This window comes from Caulobacter sp. GW821-FHT09B11 (genome assembly GCF_059418205.1).
The window spans coordinates 1-17,698 of record NZ_JBWKPK010000015.1; the positions used below are offsets into that span (position 1 = coordinate 1).

The window sequence follows — 17,698 nt, forward strand, 5'->3', positions numbered from 1 at the left end:
ATGAACACCCGCCTGCAGGTGGAGCATCCGGTCACCGAGCTGATCACGGGCCTGGATCTGGTCGAGCAGATGATCCGGTCGGCGGCCGGCGAGCCGCTTGCGTTCGGACAGGACGACCTGGCGATCAACGGCTGGGCGGTCGAAAGCCGGATCTACGCCGAGGATCCCTACCGCAAGTTCCTGCCCAGCATCGGGCGCCTCGTCCGCTACGCCCCTCCAGAGGAAGGCGACAAAGGCGCCTACACCGTCCGCAACGACGCCGGCGTGCGCGAGGGCGACGAGATCTCGATGTTCTACGATCCGATGATCGCCAAGCTGTGCTCGTGGGCTCCCACGCGGACCGAGGCGGTCAAGGGCATGGCCCGGGCGCTGGAGGACTTCCACATCGAGGGCCCCAGCCACAACGTGCCGTTCCTGGCCGCGGTGATGGACCAGGAGCGCTTCATCTCCGGCCAGCTGGCCACCAGCTACATCAAGGACGAGTTCCCGGACGGCTTCGCGGGGACGCAGCCGACGCCGGTCCAGTTGGACATCCTGGCCGCCGCGGGCTGCGCCCTGCAGCGGGTGCTGGCCCGGCGGCTGGGCTCCAGGCGCACCGACTGGACGGTGGTGGTCGGCCACGCCAAGCGCCGCGTGCGGTTCGAGGCCGAGAGCGACCAGGGCCTGACCGTCACCCTGCTCGACGAAGGCCGCAGCCTCGTCCTGACCGACATCGCCTGGCGGCCGGGCCTTGCGGCCTTCCGGGCCGTGCTCGACGGCCAGGCCTTCACCGCCGAGGTCGCCCCGGCCGCCGAGGGCTTCACCATCCGCCATCGCGCCGCCAAGGCCCGGGTGCTGGTGCTGACCGCCCGCAGCGCCGAGCTGCATGAGAAGCTGCCGGCCAAGGCCCCGGCCGACACCTCCAAGCTGGTGCTGTCGCCGATGCCGGGGCTGGTGGTCTCGATGGACGTCGAGATCGGCCAGCAGGTCCGCGAGGGCGAGATCGTCTGCGTGCTCGAGGCCATGAAGATGCAGAACATCCTGCGCGCCGAGCGCGACGCCGTCGTCAAAGCCGTCAACGCCAAGGCCGGCGATCCCGTCGCCGCCGACCAAGTGCTGGTGGAGTTTCAATGAACCTCCATGACCTCTCCATCCCCGGCCCGCGGACAAAGGCGGCCATCGCCCTGGTCGAGCGTCGCCGCCGCGCCCAGACGAGCCTTCGCAAGGGAGTTCCGATGCCTGCTGCTCACACCGCCGTCGCCACAAACCCCATCGGGCCGGCCCCGCGCCTTTCGCTGCGCGCCTCGGAGATCCCGATCGGCGTCGTCGCCGAGCAGCTGGGCCTGACCCTGCGCGCCATCCGCCACTACGAGGAGATGGGCCTGATCGCCTGCGGCCGCGGCCCCAAGAACGTCCGCACCCTGGGCCAGGCGGCCCGGACGCGGCTGTCGGCCATCGCCGACCTCAAGGCCCTGGGCCTGCCGATCTCCGAGATCGCCGAGCTGCTGGGCGAGGACGGGGCGTGCCCGGATCGGCTGAAGGCGCGGCTGCGGGCGCAGCTGGAGGCGCTGGATGCGCGGCGGACGGCGATCGCGGGGTATCTTTCCGGTCTCTGATACCTCTCCCCTTGCGGGAGAGGGTGGCCCGCGAAGCGGGTCGGGTGAGGGGTCGATAGCCCTCTCCGCTGCGATAACGGAACGACCGGGTGCGGCGTCGGATTTTTGAGAGACCCCTCATCCGACGCCTTCGGCGCCACCTTCTCCCACAAGGGGAGAAGGACCGTAATCACCCCCGCACCAGCTCCCGCATCGCCTTGTCGAGCCCGTCGATGGTCAGCGGGAACATGCGCTCGTTCATCAGCTGCTTCATGACGCCGATCGACTGGGTGTAGTCCCAGTGGCGCTCGGGGGTGGGATTGAGCCAGATGCAGCTCTGGTAGATGTCGGTGACCCGGCTCATCCAGATGGCGCCGGGCTCCTCGTTCCAGTGCTCGACGCTGCCGCCCGGATAGGTGATCTCGTAGGGGCTCATGGTGGCGTCGCCGACGAAGATCACCTTGTAGTCGGCCGGGAACTTGTGGAGCACCTCCCAGGTCGGGACCTTCTCGGTGTGCCGGCGCTTGTTGTCCTTCCACACGCCTTCGTAGAGGCAGTTGTGGAAGTAGTAGAACTCCAGGTTCTTGAACTCGGTCTTGGCGGCGCTGAACAGCTCCTCGCAGAGCTTGATGTGGCCGTCCATCGAGCCGCCGATGTCGAAGAAGATCAGCACCTTGATGGCGTTGCGGCGCTCGGGGCGCAGCTGGATGTCGAGATAGCCCTTCTCGGCCGTGCCGCGGATGGTGCCGGGCAGGTCCAGCTCCTCGGCCGCGCCCGTCCGGGCGAACTTGCGCAGACGGCGTAGCGCCACCTTGATGTTGCGGGTGCCCAGTTCGACACTGTCGTCGAGGTTCTTGTACTCGCGCTTGTCCCAGACCTTCACCGCCCGCCCGTGGCGGCCCTTGTCCTGGCCGATGCGCACGCCTTCGGGATTGTAGCCGTTGTTGCCGAACGGCGAGGTGCCGCCCGAGCCGATCCACTTGTTGCCGCCCTGGTGGCGCTCCTTCTGCTCGGCCAGGCGCTCGCGCAGGGTCTCCATCAGCTTCTCGAAGCCGCCCAGGGCCTCGATCTGGGCCTTCTCCTCGTCGGTGAGGAACTTCTCGGTCAGGGCCTTCAGCCACTCTTCCGGAATGTCGGCCGTGATCCCCTCGCCCGTCGTCTCCAGCCCCTTGAAGACGTGGCCGAACACCCGGTCGAACTTGTCGAGGTTCTTCTCGTCCTTCACCAGGCTGGCGCGCGACAGGTAGTAGAAGTCGTCGATCGAGCGGTCGATGACGCCCTTGTCCAGGGCCTCCATCAGCAGGAGGTATTCGCGCAAGCTGACCGGCACCTTGGCCTGGCGCAGCTCGGAGAAGAAGCGAAGGAACATCGGCCGGGTCTCAGGGAGTCTCTGGGGAGGTCTCGAACGTCTGTTCGGCAGAATGGGCCGATCCCTCGATGGACGCAACGGGCGAGGCCGAGCGTGGCCCTCGTCCTTCGACAGGCTCAGGATGAGGACCAATTCAGGCTCGGCGGTTCAGTAGAAACCTCACCCTGAGCTTGTCGAAGGGCGAGGTTTCGCCTGGGTTCAACGACCTCCGGGGACCGAAGTTATCCACTCTTTCCTTGAGCCGGCGGCCCGCCGGGCGTAACTGGCGCCCGTGTCCGATCCCGCCTCAGATCCGCGCCCGGCGCCCTCCCTCGAAACCGAAGCGCCCGATCCGTCCCCCTGGACCACCCGCCTCGTCTCCCTGGCCGTGGCCAGCGCGCTGCTGATGGAGTTCATCGACTCCACGGCCCTGTCGACCGCCCTGCCCCGCCTGGCCCAGGCCTTCTCGGCCGACCCGATCCACCTGAAGCTGGCGCTCACCTCCTACATTCTCGCCCTGGCGGTGTTCACCCCGGCCAGCGGCTGGGCGGCCCAGCGCTATGGCGCGCGGCGGGTGTTCCTGCTGGCCATGCTGGTGTTCCTCGGCGGCTCGGCGCTGTGCGGTCTGTCGCAGAGCCTGGCCCAGCTGGTCGGGGCGCGGGTGATCCAAGGGATCGGCGGGGCGATGATGACGCCGGTGGCGCGGCTGATCGTCGTCAGCTCCACGCCCAAGGACAAGCTGATCAGCGCCATGGGCTGGTTCACCATGCCGGCCATGATCGGGCCGCTGATCGGACCGCCGATCGCCGGCTTCGTGCTGTCGATCGCCGACTGGCCGTGGATCTTCTACCTGAACCTGCCGATCGGCCTGGTCGGGGCGATCGCCGTGCGCCGCTTCGTGCCCAAGGGCGCGCCCGACCGCGAAGCCGGCCGCTTCGACACCCCCGGCTTCATCATGAGCGCCATCGCGCTGTCGGGCCTGATCGGCCTGGCGGAGACGGCGGGCCTGCCGCTGCTGCCGCCGCCTTTGCAGCTGGCCCTGCTGGCGGTGTCGCTGGGCGCGGGCTGGCTCTATCTGCGGCGCTGCAAGGTGGTGAGCCGGCCGATCCTGGACCTGACCCTGCTGCGCTTTCCGACCTATCGGGCCAGCCTGCTGGGCGGCACCTTCGTGCGGCTGGGGATCGGGGCGAGCCCGTTCCTGATGCCGCTGCTGCTGCAGGTGGCGCTGGGCTGGAGCCCGCTGAAGGCCAGCGCCGTGACCATCGCCACCGGGGCCGGCGTGCTGGTCGCCCGACCATTCGCCAGCGCGCTACTGAAGCGCTACGGCTTCCGCTCGGCCCTGGCGGTGTTCGTCGTGGCCACGGCGATCATGACGGCCGTCCCGGGCCTCTTCACCGCCTCGACGCCGATGGGACTGATGATCGCCCTGCTGCTGGTCGGCGGCTTCGCGCGGTCCAGCCAGTTCATCGCCGCCAACACCATCGCCTATGCCGACGTGCCGCAGCCGCGCGTGGCGGCGGCCTCGACCCTGGCGGCGGTCAGCCAGCAGGTCGGCCTGGCCCTGGGGGTCAGCTTCGGTGGTCTGATGCTGCACATGGCCCGCGACGTCGGCGCCGGCGGCCTGACGCCCGCCAGCTTCACCCTGCCGTTCGCGGCGATCGGGCTGGTGACCCTGCTGGCGTTGCCGGTCTATCTGCGGCTGGACAAGGACGCCGGGGCGAGCCTGAGCGGGCGGTAGCCGCTGCGCGGCCCCCTCCGGCCCTCTGGGCCACCTCCCCCAGAGGGGGAGGATTTGCGCTGAATAGATGCTCCCCCTCTGGGGGAGCTGTCGCGGAGCGACTGAGGGGGTCGCCCCGCTTGGGCGATCAGGGGCGAGCCGCCGAAATCCGCGCGCGGGCGATCTCGTCGGCGACCAGGTTGGCGGGACGCCCCTCGGCCTTCGACTGGTCGAGCACCTCGGCCAGGGTCAGGGCCAGGCGGTCGAGCTTGGTCGCCACCCAGGCCGGGTCGAAGGCGCCGCCGGCTTCCAGGGCGCGGATCTCGGCGGCGACGTTGATGATGCCGCCGCCGTTGATGACGTAGTCCGGGGCGTAGAGGATGCCGCGGTCGAACACGGTCTGGCCGATCAGGGCGTCGGCCAGCTGGTTGTTGGCGCCGCCGGCGATGACCTTGACCTTCAGGCGCGGGAGGGTCGTCGCCGAGATGGCCCCGCCCAGGGCGCACGGCGCGAACACGTCGGCCTCGACGTCGAAGATGGCGTCGGTCGAGACGATCTCCGCGCCCGTCTTGGCGGCCACCTCATTGAGGGCGACCTGGTTGACGTCGGCGATGATCAGCTGCGCGCCGGCGGCGTGCAGCTTTTCGGCCAGGTAGGCGCCGACATGGCCGACGCCCTGGATGGCGACCTTGACGCCCTTGAGATCGCGGCCCAGGGCGCGCTCGACGCACAGGCGCACGCCGCGGAACACGCCCTCGGCGGTGACCGGCGAGGGATCGCCCGAGGCGGCCGCGTGGCCTTCCAGGCCGGCGACGTAGCGGGTGGTCCTACGGGTGCTTTCCAGGTCGGCCGGCGAGACGCCGACGTCCTCGGCCGTCCAGTAGCTGCCGCCCAGGCTGTCGACCGCGCGACCGAAGGCCTCGAACAGTTCCGGCGTCTTCTGGCTGCGGCTGTCGCCGATGATCACGGCCTTGCCGCCGCCGAAGTCGAGGTCGGCCATGGCGTTCTTGTAGGACATGCCGCGCGACAAGCGCAGGGCGTCGGTCAGGGCCGCTTCGCTGCTGGCGTAGTCCCACATCCGGCAGCCGCCGGCGGCCGGGCCGCGCGCGGTCGAGTGGACGGCGATGATCGACTTGAGGCCCGTCTTCTCGTCGTAGAACGAATGGACGCCTTCGTGTCCCTCGAAATCGGGGAGATCGAACAAGGTCATGCCGTGCCTCAGCCTGAAAACAGTGCGCCGGGATGTACGCCCCAACGACCGTCGCCGCAAGGATCACTTCATCGGCCTTTTGTCACATAGACCGATGATCGTTCTTTTCGCACTGCAATACGCCGGACGTTCGACTAGCGTCCGGCCGGAACGCCCTGAACTTTGACGACATTCGGCGCGGTCGGCGCGCCCGGGATCGGCGGCGCGCCCGACGGCAGGTCGGCCTGGGGATCCTTGAGGAACGCAGCAGCGTCGCGCCAGACGACTTCGGCCTGCTTGTCGACCAGAAGAAGATGGTAGCCGTTGGCGTAGAACGCCGAACGATCGTCGGGCTTCAGGCGGCGGGCGGCCTGCTGCGTCGGCTCGTCGGGGATGATCTCGTCGTTGGCGCCGTAGAAATAGGCCACGGGGACCTTCACCTTGCCCAGCGACGCCCAGCCCCGCTCCATCAGCCCGACCAGACCGTAGAGGGTGTCGGACCGCGCGCCCCAGATCATCAGCGGGTCGCGGCCCATACGGCGCAGCTCGTCGATGTTGTCGGTGGGGCGAACCTTCTGGACCAGCCACTCCGGCGGCTTGACCACCCAGCCGCGGGCGGTGTGGGCGGTGATCCACAGGCTGGTCTTGTAGGGCAGAGGCTGGTTCGACCAGCCCCAGACGGCGGGGGCGAACAGCAGGAGGGAGTCCGCGGCCGGCGGGTTGTCTGTGGCCATGGCGGCGATGGCCAGCCCCCCGCCCATGCTGACCCCGGCCAGCGAGACCTTGGCCTCGGGATGGGCCTCGCGCACCAGGGCCACCAGGGTGCGGACGTCCTCGATCATCAGGTCGCTCGAGGCCCAGACGCCCCGGCCGGGCGAGCGGCCGAAACCGCGCAGGTCCAGCGCGTAGGTGGCGATGCCCTGCTGGGCCCACCACGGCGCGGCCAGGTGATAGGCGTTGGAATAGTCGTTCATGCCGTGCAGGCCGACGACCACGTGGGTCGGCGCGCCGCCCTCAGGCAGCCAGCGCTTGATGCCCAGCTTGGCGCCGTCGAAGCTGACCAGCCAGTCGTCTTCCAGGCGGGCGCCGCGCAGGCCCAGCGGGGCCAGGTCCGGGCGCTGGGTGATGGGGGCGCAGGCGGCGGCGAGGCCGGCGGCCCCGACGGTGAGGAGGAGGCTCCGGCGGTTCATGCGGCCAACATGCCCGCGACACGGCGGCGAAGATAGGGCGTCACCTCGTCCTCGAACCAGGGATTGCGCTTGAGCCAGGCGGTGTTGCGCCACGACGGGTGCGGCAGGGGCAGAACGCCGTACCCGACATATTCGCTCCAGGCGGCGACCGTCTCGGTCATGCTGGGCTTCATGGCCTCGCCCAGCGCCCAGGCCTGGGCGTAGCTTCCCACCAGCAGGGTCAGTTCGACCTTGGGCAGCAGGTCCAGCAGGTCCTTGCGCCAGAGCTCGGCGCAGCGCGGTGGCGGCGGATAGTCGCCGCCCTTCGGGTTCGTGCCCGGAAAGCAGAAGGCCATGGCCGCGACGCCGATCTCGGGCCGGCCGTAGAAGGTGTCGCGGTCGATCCCCATCCAGTCGCGCAGGCGGTTTCCGGACGGGTCGTTGAACGGCAGGCCGGTCTCGTGCACCAGCCGGCCCGGCGCCTGGCCGCAGATCAGCAGGCGCGTCCCCTCGCCCACCCGCACGACGGGTCGGGGCTCGGGCAGCTCGCCGGCGCAGGCCCGGCAGGCGCGGATCTCGGAAAGCAGGGCGTCGAGCGACATGGCTCCGCAGTTAGGCGGCCGCCGGTCCCGCGCCAAGGGCGTGCGGCCTTACGACCTGCCCACCGGAAACTGGAAGGGCACGGCGATGAGCTTGCCGGGCGCGTCGAGAGCAAGGGCCGTATCGAGCCGCAAGACGAGGGCGAGCGGGCCCGAGGCCGGGTTGTTGCTCGCGTCGCAGGTGACCTCGAAAGCCTCCTGAGCCGTCGCCCCGAACAGCGAACCATGCTTCCAGAGCTGGGTCAGAAAATTCGTCGCCTGGGCCTTCGCATCGACCATCATCGCGTCCGATAGCGGCTGGGTCGCCGTCCAATGCAACATGACCTTAAAGTTGGCCTCGATCGCCCGGAGGACGCGCAGGCGATCCTGCGGGCCGGCCGCCAAAGAGAGCGCCTCCTCGTCGGTGAAGAGGTCGGGTGGCGACGGGTTGGACATGACGGCTGGCTCTCCCCGCGCTTGCCGCTCAATCTCCGCTGGCAAGCGCGGCTTGGCAAGCGATCAGGCCGCGGTCGGGGCCGCGAACATGGCCAGCAGGCCCTCTTCCCTGGCGATCAGCTCGGCGAACGAGGGGCGCGCCAGTATGGCGTCGGTATAGGCCTTGGTGCGCGGCCAGCGCGACAGGTCCAGCGCCAGGTGGCGCAGGTTGGCGAAGGGGCTGGCCACGGCGATGTCGGCCAGGGTCAGGCGGCCCTCCAGCAGGAAGCCGCCGGCGTCGGGCACGATGGTCTCCAGATAGTCGAGCACCGGCGGCAGCTCTTCGGCCTGCGCCTTGGCGGCGATGGCCTCGTCGCCGGGCTTGCGCATGAAGCGCGGGGCGACGATGCGGTTGAAGAAGATCTTGCCGCCGGCCGCCACCAGGATGGTGTCGGCGTATTCCTCGTACCAGACCGCCCGGGCGCGAGCGCGCGGCTCGGCCGGGATCAGGTTCGGCTCGGGATGCAGGGCCTCGAGATAGGTGATGATCGCGGTGGAGTCCGAGATGCGGAAGTCGCCGTCCTGGAAGGCCGGGATCTTCTTGAACGGGCTGCACTCGGCGAAGTCGGGGTCGAGGGTCCCGGGCGGCGACACCCGGTTCTCGAGCACGAGACCCTTCTCGGCCCCGAAGGCCAGGGTCTTGCGCACAAAGGGGGAAAGCGACGAGCCGAAGACGATCATGACGAGCCTCCCGATGTATTTGAGAAGCTCATAGGTTCATCGATTCAGTTTCATTTCAAGACCCACCCACCGACGACTTCGGGGCGGGTCCTGAAGCGGCTCAGGCCTCGGTGTCGTCGGCCCCGTCATCGGCCACATCCGGGAAGCTGGTCGGGTCGCCTTCCAGCGGCAGGCGCAGGCGGTACACGCCCCGGAACTTCTCGGGATTGGCCGGCTTGTTGTGGCGCAGGATGACGATCTTGCCCTGCTTGGCCAGCTCGACGGCGTCGGTGCGGACGTGGCCGAGCAGCCGCTGCCAGCGCTCGGGCTGCAGGGTCTTGGCCACCGACATCGGGTCGATGGACTTGCCGGCCGGCAGATCGGCCAGCTGCGAAAGGATGGTGTCTTGGATCGGGGTGGTCATTTGCTCGGCTCTAGCACCGACCAGTTTCCGTGGCGATAAAGGAAAATCGTCGTCGAGAAGACCTCGGGCTCGCTCTCGCTGACCTTCACGAACCGCCTGACGAGCGAAAGCCTCGCCGGATCACTCGCGTCGGCCAGCAACAGCATGTTGCGCTGGAGGAAGACGACGGCCGCCTCGTCCTTGATCTGTATGCCCTGCTCGGCCCAGCGCTCGGGCATCGACACGAGGTTCAGCGCAAGACTTGCATCATCGGTGACGAGCCAGATTCCGGGCTCGAAAAGTTCGATCCTGAACGGACCGATCTTCTCGCTGGTGTTCCTGCGCGCCGCCGCCCAGGCGTCGGCGATCCCGACGTCGGCCTTCTTCAGTTCCTCCTGAGTGGCCAGCCGGAAGCTCTCGCCTTCGTCGATGGCCAAGATCTCGATGAAGTCGCCCACCAGAGGCCTTGCGACCAGTTCGCCGGCCTTCGCCGTTTCTAGGTAGTCCTGCGGTCGGATCAGGACCACCAGCTTCTTGGGTTCAAGCACGGCGCGCTCCCCCCCTGAAGCGACGACCCGCGTCCACTGGCCAATGATCGCCTCCAGATCCTCGGGCGCTTTGCGATAGCGCTCATAGGCGTTGCCCAGGAACAACGACAGACTCTCCTGGCCCTTCGCCTTGGCTTGGCGGACCTTGAGGCTGTCCTCGCCGACCAGGTCGATGCGCAGGGTTGGGTCGAGCTTGAGCAGCGCCGCTCGCATCTCCAGCTGGAATTCCGACATCGGCATGATCATCGGCGCGTCCTGCGCCGACGCGCCGCTCGCCAAGGACGCGGCCAGGGCGAAGGCCGCCAGGGCTGAAGCGATCGTTCTACCCCACATGCGCATTCCAAGCCCCGCAAGTTCCGGGCGAACCTGCCTCAGTTCGACGGCCGCGGCCAGACGCCCGCTTGCTTCGGCGTGCGCCGGGGTCTTAGCTGAACAGCAAAACAACGAGAAAGTACGGGAGCGCAGGGCATGGACGGCGGCAACGAGATCGTCAGCGGACCGAAGCTGGTCGAGGACGGCGACTGGGCCGGATGGCGCACCTGGACGGGCCAGGATCCCTTCGAGGACGCGGCCGGGCCGTTCTATTTCCGCGAGGAGGACGGCAAGGTGCGCTGCGCCTTCCGGGCCGAGCCGCGCCACATGAACGGCGGCGGCTTCATGCATGGCGGCTGCATGCTGACCTTCGCCGACTTCTCGCTGTTCGCCATCGCCTGGCGCGAGCTGGAGAACGCCAAGGCCGTGACCGTGTCGCTGAACGGCGACTTCGTCGGCCCGGCCAAGCCCGGCGACCTGATCGAGGCGACCGGCGAGGTGATCCGCGCCGGCGGCTCGATGATCTTCGTGCGCGGCCTGCTTTCCACCGGCGGCCAGCCGATGCTGTCCTTCTCCGGCGTGATCAAGAAGATCTGGGCGATGGGCGGCGCCTAGCCGCCCGTCGAACCCGTCCCCTCGGCCAACCGCTTGGCCTGGGCGATCCAGGCGTCGCGCTCGGCGCGGCCCTTGAGGCTGAGCAGCTTGTCGAAGCTGTCGAGTTCGTCGGCGCTCCAGTCGGCGATCTGGCGGAAGCGGGTGACGCCCAGCTCGGCCAGCGAGGCGGCCAGCTTGGGACCGATGCCGACCAGCAGGGTCAGGTCGTCGGCGATATCCTTGGGAGCGATGTCGTTGGCGGCGGTCTTGGCGGCCTCGACAGCCGGAGCGACGACCTCCTCGACGACGGCCTCGACCGGTTCGGCGACCAGTTCGGCGACGGGAGTGACCGGCTCGGGCGCGGCCTCGACGACGGCTTCGATCACCTCGACCGAGGCCTCGGCGAGCGCCAGGGGGACCTCGGCGGCGGTCTCGACGATTTCCGCGGTGGCGGCGGCGACCGTCTCGACGATCGGCTCGGCCTCGGCGACGGCGGCCTCGACCACCTCGGCGGGCGTGGCGATCAGGGCCGGGGCCGGCTCGTCGAGCACGCCGCGCGACACCGGCTCGGGCGCCAGGGCGATCAGGGCCTCGATATTGACGGCTTCACGCCATCGGTTGGACCACCACCACCAGGTCGCGCCGGCGACGGCGGCGCCGCCGAACACCGCCCACAGGGGCGATGCGGCCCCGATGAAGAGGTTGGGCGCCGACGGCGTTTCGGGACTCTCGGAAGACAGGGGCAGGAAGGACGAGGAGACCATGGCCGTTCACTCCGTCGATCGCGATTGTGCGGCGCAGCATAACACAGAACGCCGGTTCGCAAGCGCAAAAATGCTGACCTTAAGTAACCTTCAGAACAAAGCCGAACAGGCCAGGCCCGCCAGCGTCATCACCCCCACCAGGGCCAGGATCGGCAGCCGCAGGGCGAAGGTCAGGCCGCAGGCCAGGACCGTCAGGCCCAGCGCGACGGGATCGAGGCTGAAGAGATCGGGCAGCGTCGTCCGGAACGGCCCCCAGGCGGCCTCGTTCCCGCTGCGAAACAGCAGGTGAACGGCGAACCACAGGGCCAGGCTGGCGATCACCCCGACCACCGCCGCCCCCACCCACGACAGGGCCGACGCGGCGCGAGCGTGGGTGCGCAGGCGCTCGACGAAGGGTCCGCCGGCGAAGATCCACAGGAACGACGGGGCGAAGGTCGCCCAGGCCGCCATCAGCCCGCCGGCGATCGCCGCCGGCCAGGCCAGGGCCGGGTCGGCGTCGCGCCAGGCGGCCACGAAGCCGACGAAGACGAAGGTCAGCACCAGCGGTCCCGGCGTGGTCTCGGCCAGGCCCAGGCCGTCGAGCATCTGGTTGGGCGTCAGCCAGTTCAGCTCGCCCGCCACCTGACCGACATAGGCCAGGGCCGCATAGGCCCCGCCGAAGCTGACCACCGCCAGGCCGCTGAACACCGCCCCGATCTGGGCCAGGGCCGAGCGCGGGGCCAGGGCGAAGGCCAGGGCCACCGGGGCCAGCCAGACGGCGAGGCAGGTCAGGGCCGCCCTGCCCGCCCCCTTCAGCGGCGCAGGTTCGGCCAAGGCGTCGGAAGCGGCGGCGCGGGCGCCGAAGAACCAGCCCGCCAGGCCGGCGACCAGGATCACCAGCGGGAACGGCGCGATCGTGAAGCTCAGCGCCAGGAAGGCCAGGACGGCGGCGATCTTGCCCGCCCGCCCCCGCGCCGCTCGCCCGGCCATCCGGATCAGGGCCTGCAGCACCAGGGCGACCACCGCTGCCTTCAGCCCCAGCAGGGCCGGCGCGGCCCACGTCGCCTGGCCATGGACGACATAGAGCGCCGACAGGGCCAGCATCGCCGCCAGCCCCGGCAGCACGAACAGCAGCCCCGCCGCCAGGCCGCCGCGCACGCCGTGCAGCCGCCAGCCCAGCCAGGTCGCCAGCTGTTGGGCCTCGGGACCCGGCAGCAGCATGCAGAAGCTCAAGGCATGGGCGAAGCGGTCCTCGTCGACCCAGGCGCGCTTCTCGACCACCTCGCGGTGCAGCAGGGCGATCTGCCCGGCCGGCCCGCCAAAGCCCAGGCAGCCGACCTTCAGCCAGACGGCGCAGGCCTGACGGAGACTGGGGGCCTGGCTCACGCGGTCAGGCGCGCCAGACGCGGGCGGCCGCGCCCGCATCGCCCAGGCGCTGCGCAAGGAAGGTCGTGATCTCGCGGACCTGCGGCTCGATCGCCGCCGGGGCGCCGACCAGCACCATGGCGCTGCCGTTCATCTTCATCGGGTCTCTCAGAGGCCGCAGGCGAAGCTCGGCGACTAGCGCGTCGTCCGTGACGTTTTCTAGCGCGCGGATGAAGGCGTCGAAGGTCTCCAGGTCCTTCAGCGGGGTCCAGATCGCCAGCACGGCGGCCGGATCGACCTTGCGCACGGCCCGCACCGTGGCCACGCACTGGGCGTAGTCGTCGGGACGCTCGAACGGCGGATCGATCAGCACGAAGGTGCGTCCGCCGCGCCCGGCGCGGGCCTCGGCGGTGGCGTAGCCGTCGGCCTGCAGGGCCTGGGCGAAGGCGTAGGGGCCCAGCACCTTGCGCAGCTGGTCGAAGTCGTCGTCGCGCAGCTCGCAGGCGGCGTAGCGGTCGCCCCGGCGCAGGGCGCGGGCGATCAGCAGCGGCGAGCCCGGATAGAGCGGCGCCTCGGCGTCGCCGACGTTCAACTCCTCGACCGCCTTCAGCAGCGGGGCGAACGGCGCAGGCGCGTCGCCCTCGGCCAGCAGGCGGCCGATGCCGGCGGCCGCCTCCTTGGATTTCTGGGCCATGTCGCCGCGCAGGTCGTAGGCCCCGGCGCCGGCGTGGGTGTCGATCACCGCCAGCGGCGACTCGTCGGCGGTCAGGCCCGCGAGCAGGGCCAGCAGGATCGCGTGCTTCTGCAGGTCGGCGAAATTGCCGGCGTGGAAGGCGTGGCGGTAGTTCATCGAAGCTCCCCGGAACGGACGAACGCTCTACCACGTTGGCCGAGATTGGGTTGGGAGCGAACGCATGACCCGGCATTTTTCCGTCTTCGGCGCGCGGTGAGCGCCATGGCCCGCGACACCGCCGAGACGCCCGCCGCCGAAAAGACCCTGCTGGCCTATGTCAACGACCAGGAGCAGGGCCTGACCCGCCTGGGCAAGCCGGGCGCCTTCCACTACGCCGACGCCGACGGGCGGACGGTGAAGGACGAGGCCACGCTGGAGCGCATCCGCGCCCTGGTCATTCCGCCGGCCTGGACCGGCGTGTGGATCTGCCCCGATCCCAACGGCCACATCCAGGCGATCGGCCGCGACCAGAAGGGCCGCAAGCAGTATCGTTATCACCCCGACTGGCGGGCCGACCGCGACGCCCGCAAGTATGAGCGCATGGCCGCCTTCGGCCGCGCCCTGCCCCGCTTGAGAAAGCGCGTCGACGCCGACCTCGCCCGCCGCGGCCTGCCGCGCGAGAAGGTGCTGGCCGCCGTGGTGCGCCTGCTGGAGCTGACCCTGATCCGCGTGGGCAACGACGAATACGCCAAGGCCAACAAGAGCTTCGGCCTCACCACCATGCAGAAGCGCCACCTGAAGCTGGCCGGCGGCGGGGCGGTGTTCGAGTTCAAGGGCAAGAGCGGCAAGGTGCATCACACGGGTTTCCGCGACCGGCGCCTGGCCCGCATCGTCGGCGCCTGCCAGGAACTACGCGGCCAGCGCCTGTTCCAGTATCTCGACGAAGACGGCCAGCGCCGCGCGATCGAGAGCCACGACGTCAACGACTACATCCGCGCCGTGGCCGGCGAGGACTTCTCGGCCAAGGACTTCCGCACCTGGTACGGCTCGCTGGCGGCGCTGGAGGCGCTGAGCCTGCAACCCGTCCCGGCGACGAAGACCGAGGCGAAGAAGGCGCTGAACCTCTGCATCAAGGCCGTGGCCGGCCTGCTGGGCAACACCCCGGCCGTCTGCCGCGCGGCTTACATCCATCCGAGGGTGCTGGAAGCCTTCGAGACCAGCGCCCTGCCCAAGCGGCGGGCCAGTTCGGCGCGGGCGCGGGAACTGGCGCTGCTGAGGCTGGTGGCCGATTGAGGCTCAGTCGCGACGGCTCTTCCACCATTGCGGCAGACCACCGATGGAGACTCCGGCCAACTTGTCGCCGGCCAGCAGGAACTCCACCTTCAACTCCTCGCGCTTGCCGCCCTCGCCCGTACAAGCCACGCGCGACATGACCGCGCTCAGCCGCGCCGGAAAATCCTCCAAGGGCGGCAAGACCTCTTCCCGCGAGACCTTGAGAAGCGCGCAACCGCCGAACTGCGCCTTCGCGTCCGGCAAGGCGAGAGGGGCCCCGGCGTCGGGCGCGAACATCAGAACCAGCTCCGGCGCCACGCCGACATAGGCAGCCTCGTCACCGGTTCGCACCGCCTCGAAGAACTGTCGGACCGATTTCTGCCCGGCCGACTGGGCTGCAAACGCCTGCGCCTCTGACGCGGCGCACAGAACCGCCAGGGCGAGAAACACCGTCCGCGCCTTCATCCCCGATCACTCCCGCGGTGCGCCGCCAGGGCCTTCTCCAGTTCGCCGATCATGATCGTCTTCAGCCCCTCGGGCGAAACGATCTCGACCGCGTCGCCCCAGGTGAAGAGGTGCCAGGCCAGTTCCAGCATGCCGCTGGCCCGGAAGCTGACGGTCACCACGCCATCGTCGCCCTGCTCCACCACCTGGTTGGAGTGGAAGCGCCAGCGCATGGCGTCTTCCGCCCGTTCGGGCTTGATCCGCAGGACCACGTCCTCGATGTCGCCGTGATAGATGCCGAAGCTCTCGTCGGCGAAGGCCTGCAGCGAGAAGTCGGCCGGCGGCGAGGCCGGCTTGTCCAGCGCCTGGACGTCGCTCATCCGATCCAGCCGGAAGGTGCGCGGCCGGGGGCTGCTTCCCTCCAGCGAGACCAGGTAGTTGCTGCGGCCGAACAGGATGCCCAGCGGCGTCACCGTGCGCGTGCGCCCCGGCTGGCTGCCGCCGTCATAGCGGAACGACAGGGCCGTCAGCCCCTTCACCGCCGAGCGGATCTGCGCCAGCACGTTCTGGTCCTCGTGCGGACGCGGGCCGGCGTGGACGGCGATGGTCTCGGCCTGGACCAGGGCCTCGACGTCGGGCGCCACGCGGCGGCGGGCCGAGCCCTTCAGCGCCGACAAAAGCTTGCCCTCGAGAGCGTACAGCGCCGCCGCCCGGCCGTGGGCGCCGGCCGTCTGGTTGGAGTCCGCCGCCGTGCGCAGGGCCGCCAGCTCCTCGGCGGTCGGGGTCTGGAACAGGCTGTCCAGGCCAGAGGGAATGCGGAAGCGCCGGGTCGGCGGGTCCTCGATCGACTCCATCTGCGGAAAGGCGGCCCAGACCGCGTCGCGCATGCGCTCGGCCGTGCGCCGCCCCACCTCCATGGCGTCGGCCATCTCGTCGAGCGTCAACCCTTCGGCGGAACTGGCCAGCCGGCGGGCCAGGTCGAGCAGCTTCGTCGCCTTCTCATGTCTCATCCCGGTTCATTACGACCGTTTTTGACGCAACGCACGTGGAAAAGGAGTCATCGCAATTCGTTCGGAGAAACCGACATGAGCCGCCTCGCCTGCCAGCCCTGGCACGTTCGCCCGGTCAGCGCCGCGATGATCTCGGCCGTGCTGGCCTTCGCCGACATCCACCGCGACATGGGCGCGGGCCGCACCCTGATGCGGCTGAGCCCCGAGCGCGCGGCCAAGGCCGACGTCATCCTGCTGCTGGGCGCCGACGCCGAGCGGGCGACGGATCTGGGCCTGGTGTGGAATGACCGCGAGGATCAACTGATGCGGGTGGTCGACGACGCGGACCTGCGCGAGACGCGGCTGGCCGCCTGGGAAGAGGCCTTCGACCTGTTCGAGACCGAAGAGCCGTCGCTCGAACCGGCCCGCCTCTGCGCATGACTCAAGCGCCGACCGCGCGCGCCAGGACAGTTTGAATCCTCGCGTGCAGAGACCCCGCCCAACGCTTGGTCGTCGCGCCCTTCGCCAAGTCTCCAGAGTCTAGTCGCAGGCTGCCAAGAGTCTCCATGACTCTGAATTCGAGGCCCGGCGATTCAGTCGCGCGGCTGCGTCAATCTAAGTTAACAGAAGCTTACAATGAACGCGCCGGTAACCGCGACATTTTCACTCAATGATAACGAGATTACGAAATATTGCAGGAGGGCAAAACGCCCTCCGGGGTCAAAATGACGCCGGACACCTCAAGAAGGAGTCTTCGTTATGGCGCTGAACAGCGTGAACACGAACTCGGGCGCGATGATCGCCCTGCAAAATCTGAACTCGACCAACAGCGACCTTCAGATCACTCAACAGCGCATCAACACCGGCAAGAAGATCGGTAGCGCCAAGGACAACGGCGCCATCTGGGCGACCGCGAAGAACCAGTCGGCCACCGCCTCGTCGATCAACGCCGTGAAGGACTCGCTGCAACGCGGCCAGTCCACCATCGACGTCGCCCTGGCCGCCGGCGACACCGTCACCGACCTCCTGGGCAAGATGAAGGAAAAGGCCCTGGCCGCTTCCGACACCTCGCTGAACACCGCTTCGTTCAACGCCCTGAAGTCGGACTTCAACTCGCTGCGCGACCAGATCACCAAGGCCGTCAGCAACGCCAAGTTCAACGGCGCCAGCATCATCGACGGCAAGACCGCCAAGCTGACCTACCTGGCCAACTCGGACGGTTCGGGCATCACGGTGAACTCCAAGACCCTGTCGCTGGCCGGCATCGGCCTCAGCGCCGGTACGTCGTTCACCGATGCGGCCGCGGCCAAGACGATGATCTCGACCATCGACACCGCCCTGCAGACGGCCACCAACAAGCTGGCCTCGCTGGGCACCAGCTCGACGGGCCTCGACACCCACCTGACCTTCGTCGGCAAGCTGCAAGACAGCCTCGACGCCGGCGTGGGCAACCTGGTCGACGCCGACCTGGCCAAGGAAAGCGCCAAGCTCCAGGCTCTGCAGACCAAGCAGCAGCTGGGCATCCAGGCGCTGTCTATCGCCAACCAGTCGTCGAGCTCGATCCTGAGCCTGTTCCGCTAAGCGGAACATGGAGCGCGGCCCGCCGCGCTCCGACGACCGAAACT

20 protein-coding genes are annotated in these 17,698 nt (G+C 69.2%); 7 read left to right on the top strand and 13 right to left on the bottom strand.

Annotation, left to right across the window (positions count from 1 at the left end; genetic code table 11):
- A partial coding sequence (locus AC07N1_RS12555; RefSeq protein ID WP_494672129.1) for a biotin/lipoyl-containing protein occupies window positions 1–1,113 on the top strand: 1,113 nt, incomplete at its 5' end.
- Complete coding sequence (locus AC07N1_RS12560) at window positions 1,110–1,595, top strand: MerR family transcriptional regulator (protein ID WP_494672130.1); 486 nt, start codon at window positions 1,110–1,112, stop codon at window positions 1,593–1,595. The genes AC07N1_RS12555 and AC07N1_RS12560, both read left to right, overlap by 4 nt.
- Before the next feature lie 169 nt (window positions 1,596–1,764).
- Here the strand turns inward: AC07N1_RS12560 and AC07N1_RS12565 are convergent, their stop codons facing one another.
- Entirely contained in the window at window positions 1,765–2,943 is a 1,179-nt protein-coding gene (locus AC07N1_RS12565) for a vWA domain-containing protein (protein ID WP_494672131.1), read from the bottom strand.
- A gap of 271 nt (window positions 2,944–3,214) precedes the next feature.
- On the opposite strand from AC07N1_RS12565, the gene AC07N1_RS12570 reads away from it, so the two are divergent.
- On the top strand, window positions 3,215–4,660 hold the full coding sequence (locus tag AC07N1_RS12570) for an MFS transporter (RefSeq protein ID WP_494672132.1): 1,446 nt from the start codon (window positions 3,215–3,217) through the stop codon (window positions 4,658–4,660).
- Window positions 4,661–4,787: 127 nt separating this feature from the next.
- Here the strand turns inward: AC07N1_RS12570 and AC07N1_RS12575 are convergent, their stop codons facing one another.
- The 7 genes from AC07N1_RS12575 to AC07N1_RS12605 all read right to left on the bottom strand — a co-directional run bounded on the left by AC07N1_RS12575 (window position 4,788) and on the right by AC07N1_RS12605 (window position 9,927).
- A complete protein-coding gene (locus AC07N1_RS12575; RefSeq protein ID WP_494672133.1) occupies window positions 4,788–5,849 on the bottom strand; it encodes a Leu/Phe/Val dehydrogenase in 1,062 nt (353 codons plus the stop codon).
- A 134-nt stretch (window positions 5,850–5,983) separates the two neighbouring features.
- The gene (locus AC07N1_RS12580) at window positions 5,984–7,018 is read right to left on the bottom strand and encodes an alpha/beta hydrolase (RefSeq protein ID WP_494672134.1); all 1,035 of its coding nucleotides are present in this window, start codon (window positions 7,016–7,018) and stop codon (window positions 5,984–5,986) included.
- On the bottom strand, window positions 7,015–7,599 hold the full coding sequence (locus tag AC07N1_RS12585; RefSeq protein WP_494672135.1) for a uracil-DNA glycosylase family protein: 585 nt from the start codon (window positions 7,597–7,599) through the stop codon (window positions 7,015–7,017). The genes AC07N1_RS12580 and AC07N1_RS12585 overlap by 4 nt, the downstream gene beginning before the upstream one ends.
- A gap of 48 nt (window positions 7,600–7,647) precedes the next feature.
- On the bottom strand, window positions 7,648–8,031 hold the full coding sequence (locus tag AC07N1_RS12590; protein WP_494672136.1) for a hypothetical protein: 384 nt from the start codon (window positions 8,029–8,031) through the stop codon (window positions 7,648–7,650).
- 63 nt (window positions 8,032–8,094) lie between these two features.
- Complete coding sequence (locus AC07N1_RS12595; RefSeq protein ID WP_494672137.1) at window positions 8,095–8,751, bottom strand: glutathione S-transferase family protein; 657 nt, start codon at window positions 8,749–8,751, stop codon at window positions 8,095–8,097.
- A gap of 100 nt (window positions 8,752–8,851) precedes the next feature.
- Window positions 8,852–9,154 (bottom strand): DUF3253 domain-containing protein, encoded by a 303-nt coding sequence (locus tag AC07N1_RS12600; protein ID WP_494672138.1) that lies wholly within the window; start codon window positions 9,152–9,154, stop codon window positions 8,852–8,854.
- Window positions 9,151–9,927: a DUF1444 domain-containing protein gene (locus AC07N1_RS12605; RefSeq protein WP_494672139.1), complete on the bottom strand. Its 777-nt coding sequence runs from the start codon at window positions 9,925–9,927 to the stop codon at window positions 9,151–9,153. The genes AC07N1_RS12600 and AC07N1_RS12605 overlap by 4 nt, the downstream gene beginning before the upstream one ends.
- Before the next feature lie 222 nt (window positions 9,928–10,149).
- Between AC07N1_RS12605 and AC07N1_RS12610 the strand changes: the two genes are divergently transcribed.
- The gene (locus AC07N1_RS12610) at window positions 10,150–10,608 is read left to right on the top strand and encodes a PaaI family thioesterase (RefSeq protein WP_494672140.1); all 459 of its coding nucleotides are present in this window, start codon (window positions 10,150–10,152) and stop codon (window positions 10,606–10,608) included.
- On the opposite strand, the gene phaH is transcribed toward AC07N1_RS12610, so the two are convergent.
- The 3 genes from phaH to rlmJ form a co-directional block, all read right to left on the bottom strand.
- Window positions 10,605–11,351, bottom strand: coding sequence for a phasin PhaH (phaH, locus tag AC07N1_RS12615; RefSeq protein ID WP_494672141.1), 747 nt, complete (start codon window positions 11,349–11,351; stop codon window positions 10,605–10,607). The two genes, AC07N1_RS12610 and phaH, sit on opposite strands and share 4 nt — an antisense overlap.
- Before the next feature lie 90 nt (window positions 11,352–11,441).
- Window positions 11,442–12,716: a chromate efflux transporter gene (chrA, locus tag AC07N1_RS12620; protein WP_494672142.1), complete on the bottom strand. Its 1,275-nt coding sequence runs from the start codon at window positions 12,714–12,716 to the stop codon at window positions 11,442–11,444.
- 4 nt (window positions 12,717–12,720) lie between these two features.
- Entirely contained in the window at window positions 12,721–13,545 is an 825-nt protein-coding gene (rlmJ, locus tag AC07N1_RS12625) for a 23S rRNA (adenine(2030)-N(6))-methyltransferase RlmJ (RefSeq protein WP_487291666.1), read from the bottom strand.
- A gap of 105 nt (window positions 13,546–13,650) precedes the next feature.
- On the opposite strand from rlmJ, the gene AC07N1_RS12630 reads away from it, so the two are divergent.
- The gene (locus AC07N1_RS12630; protein WP_494672143.1) at window positions 13,651–14,661 is read left to right on the top strand and encodes a DNA topoisomerase IB; all 1,011 of its coding nucleotides are present in this window, start codon (window positions 13,651–13,653) and stop codon (window positions 14,659–14,661) included.
- A 3-nt stretch (window positions 14,662–14,664) separates the two neighbouring features.
- Here the strand turns inward: AC07N1_RS12630 and AC07N1_RS12635 are convergent, their stop codons facing one another.
- Entirely contained in the window at window positions 14,665–15,105 is a 441-nt protein-coding gene (locus AC07N1_RS12635; RefSeq protein WP_494672144.1) for a hypothetical protein, read from the bottom strand.
- The gene (locus AC07N1_RS12640; protein WP_494672145.1) at window positions 15,102–16,094 is read right to left on the bottom strand and encodes a helix-turn-helix transcriptional regulator; all 993 of its coding nucleotides are present in this window, start codon (window positions 16,092–16,094) and stop codon (window positions 15,102–15,104) included. The genes AC07N1_RS12635 and AC07N1_RS12640 overlap by 4 nt, the downstream gene beginning before the upstream one ends.
- A gap of 75 nt (window positions 16,095–16,169) precedes the next feature.
- Here AC07N1_RS12640 and AC07N1_RS12645 point away from each other — a divergent pair, with 75 nt between their 5' ends.
- Both AC07N1_RS12645 and AC07N1_RS12650 read left to right on the top strand, forming a co-directional pair.
- Complete coding sequence (locus tag AC07N1_RS12645; RefSeq protein WP_494672146.1) at window positions 16,170–16,514, top strand: hypothetical protein; 345 nt, start codon at window positions 16,170–16,172, stop codon at window positions 16,512–16,514.
- A gap of 318 nt (window positions 16,515–16,832) precedes the next feature.
- Window positions 16,833–17,654, top strand: a complete 822-nt coding sequence (locus tag AC07N1_RS12650) for a flagellin (RefSeq protein ID WP_487287583.1) — start codon at window positions 16,833–16,835, stop codon at window positions 17,652–17,654.
- Window positions 17,655–17,698: the final 44 nt, after the last annotated feature.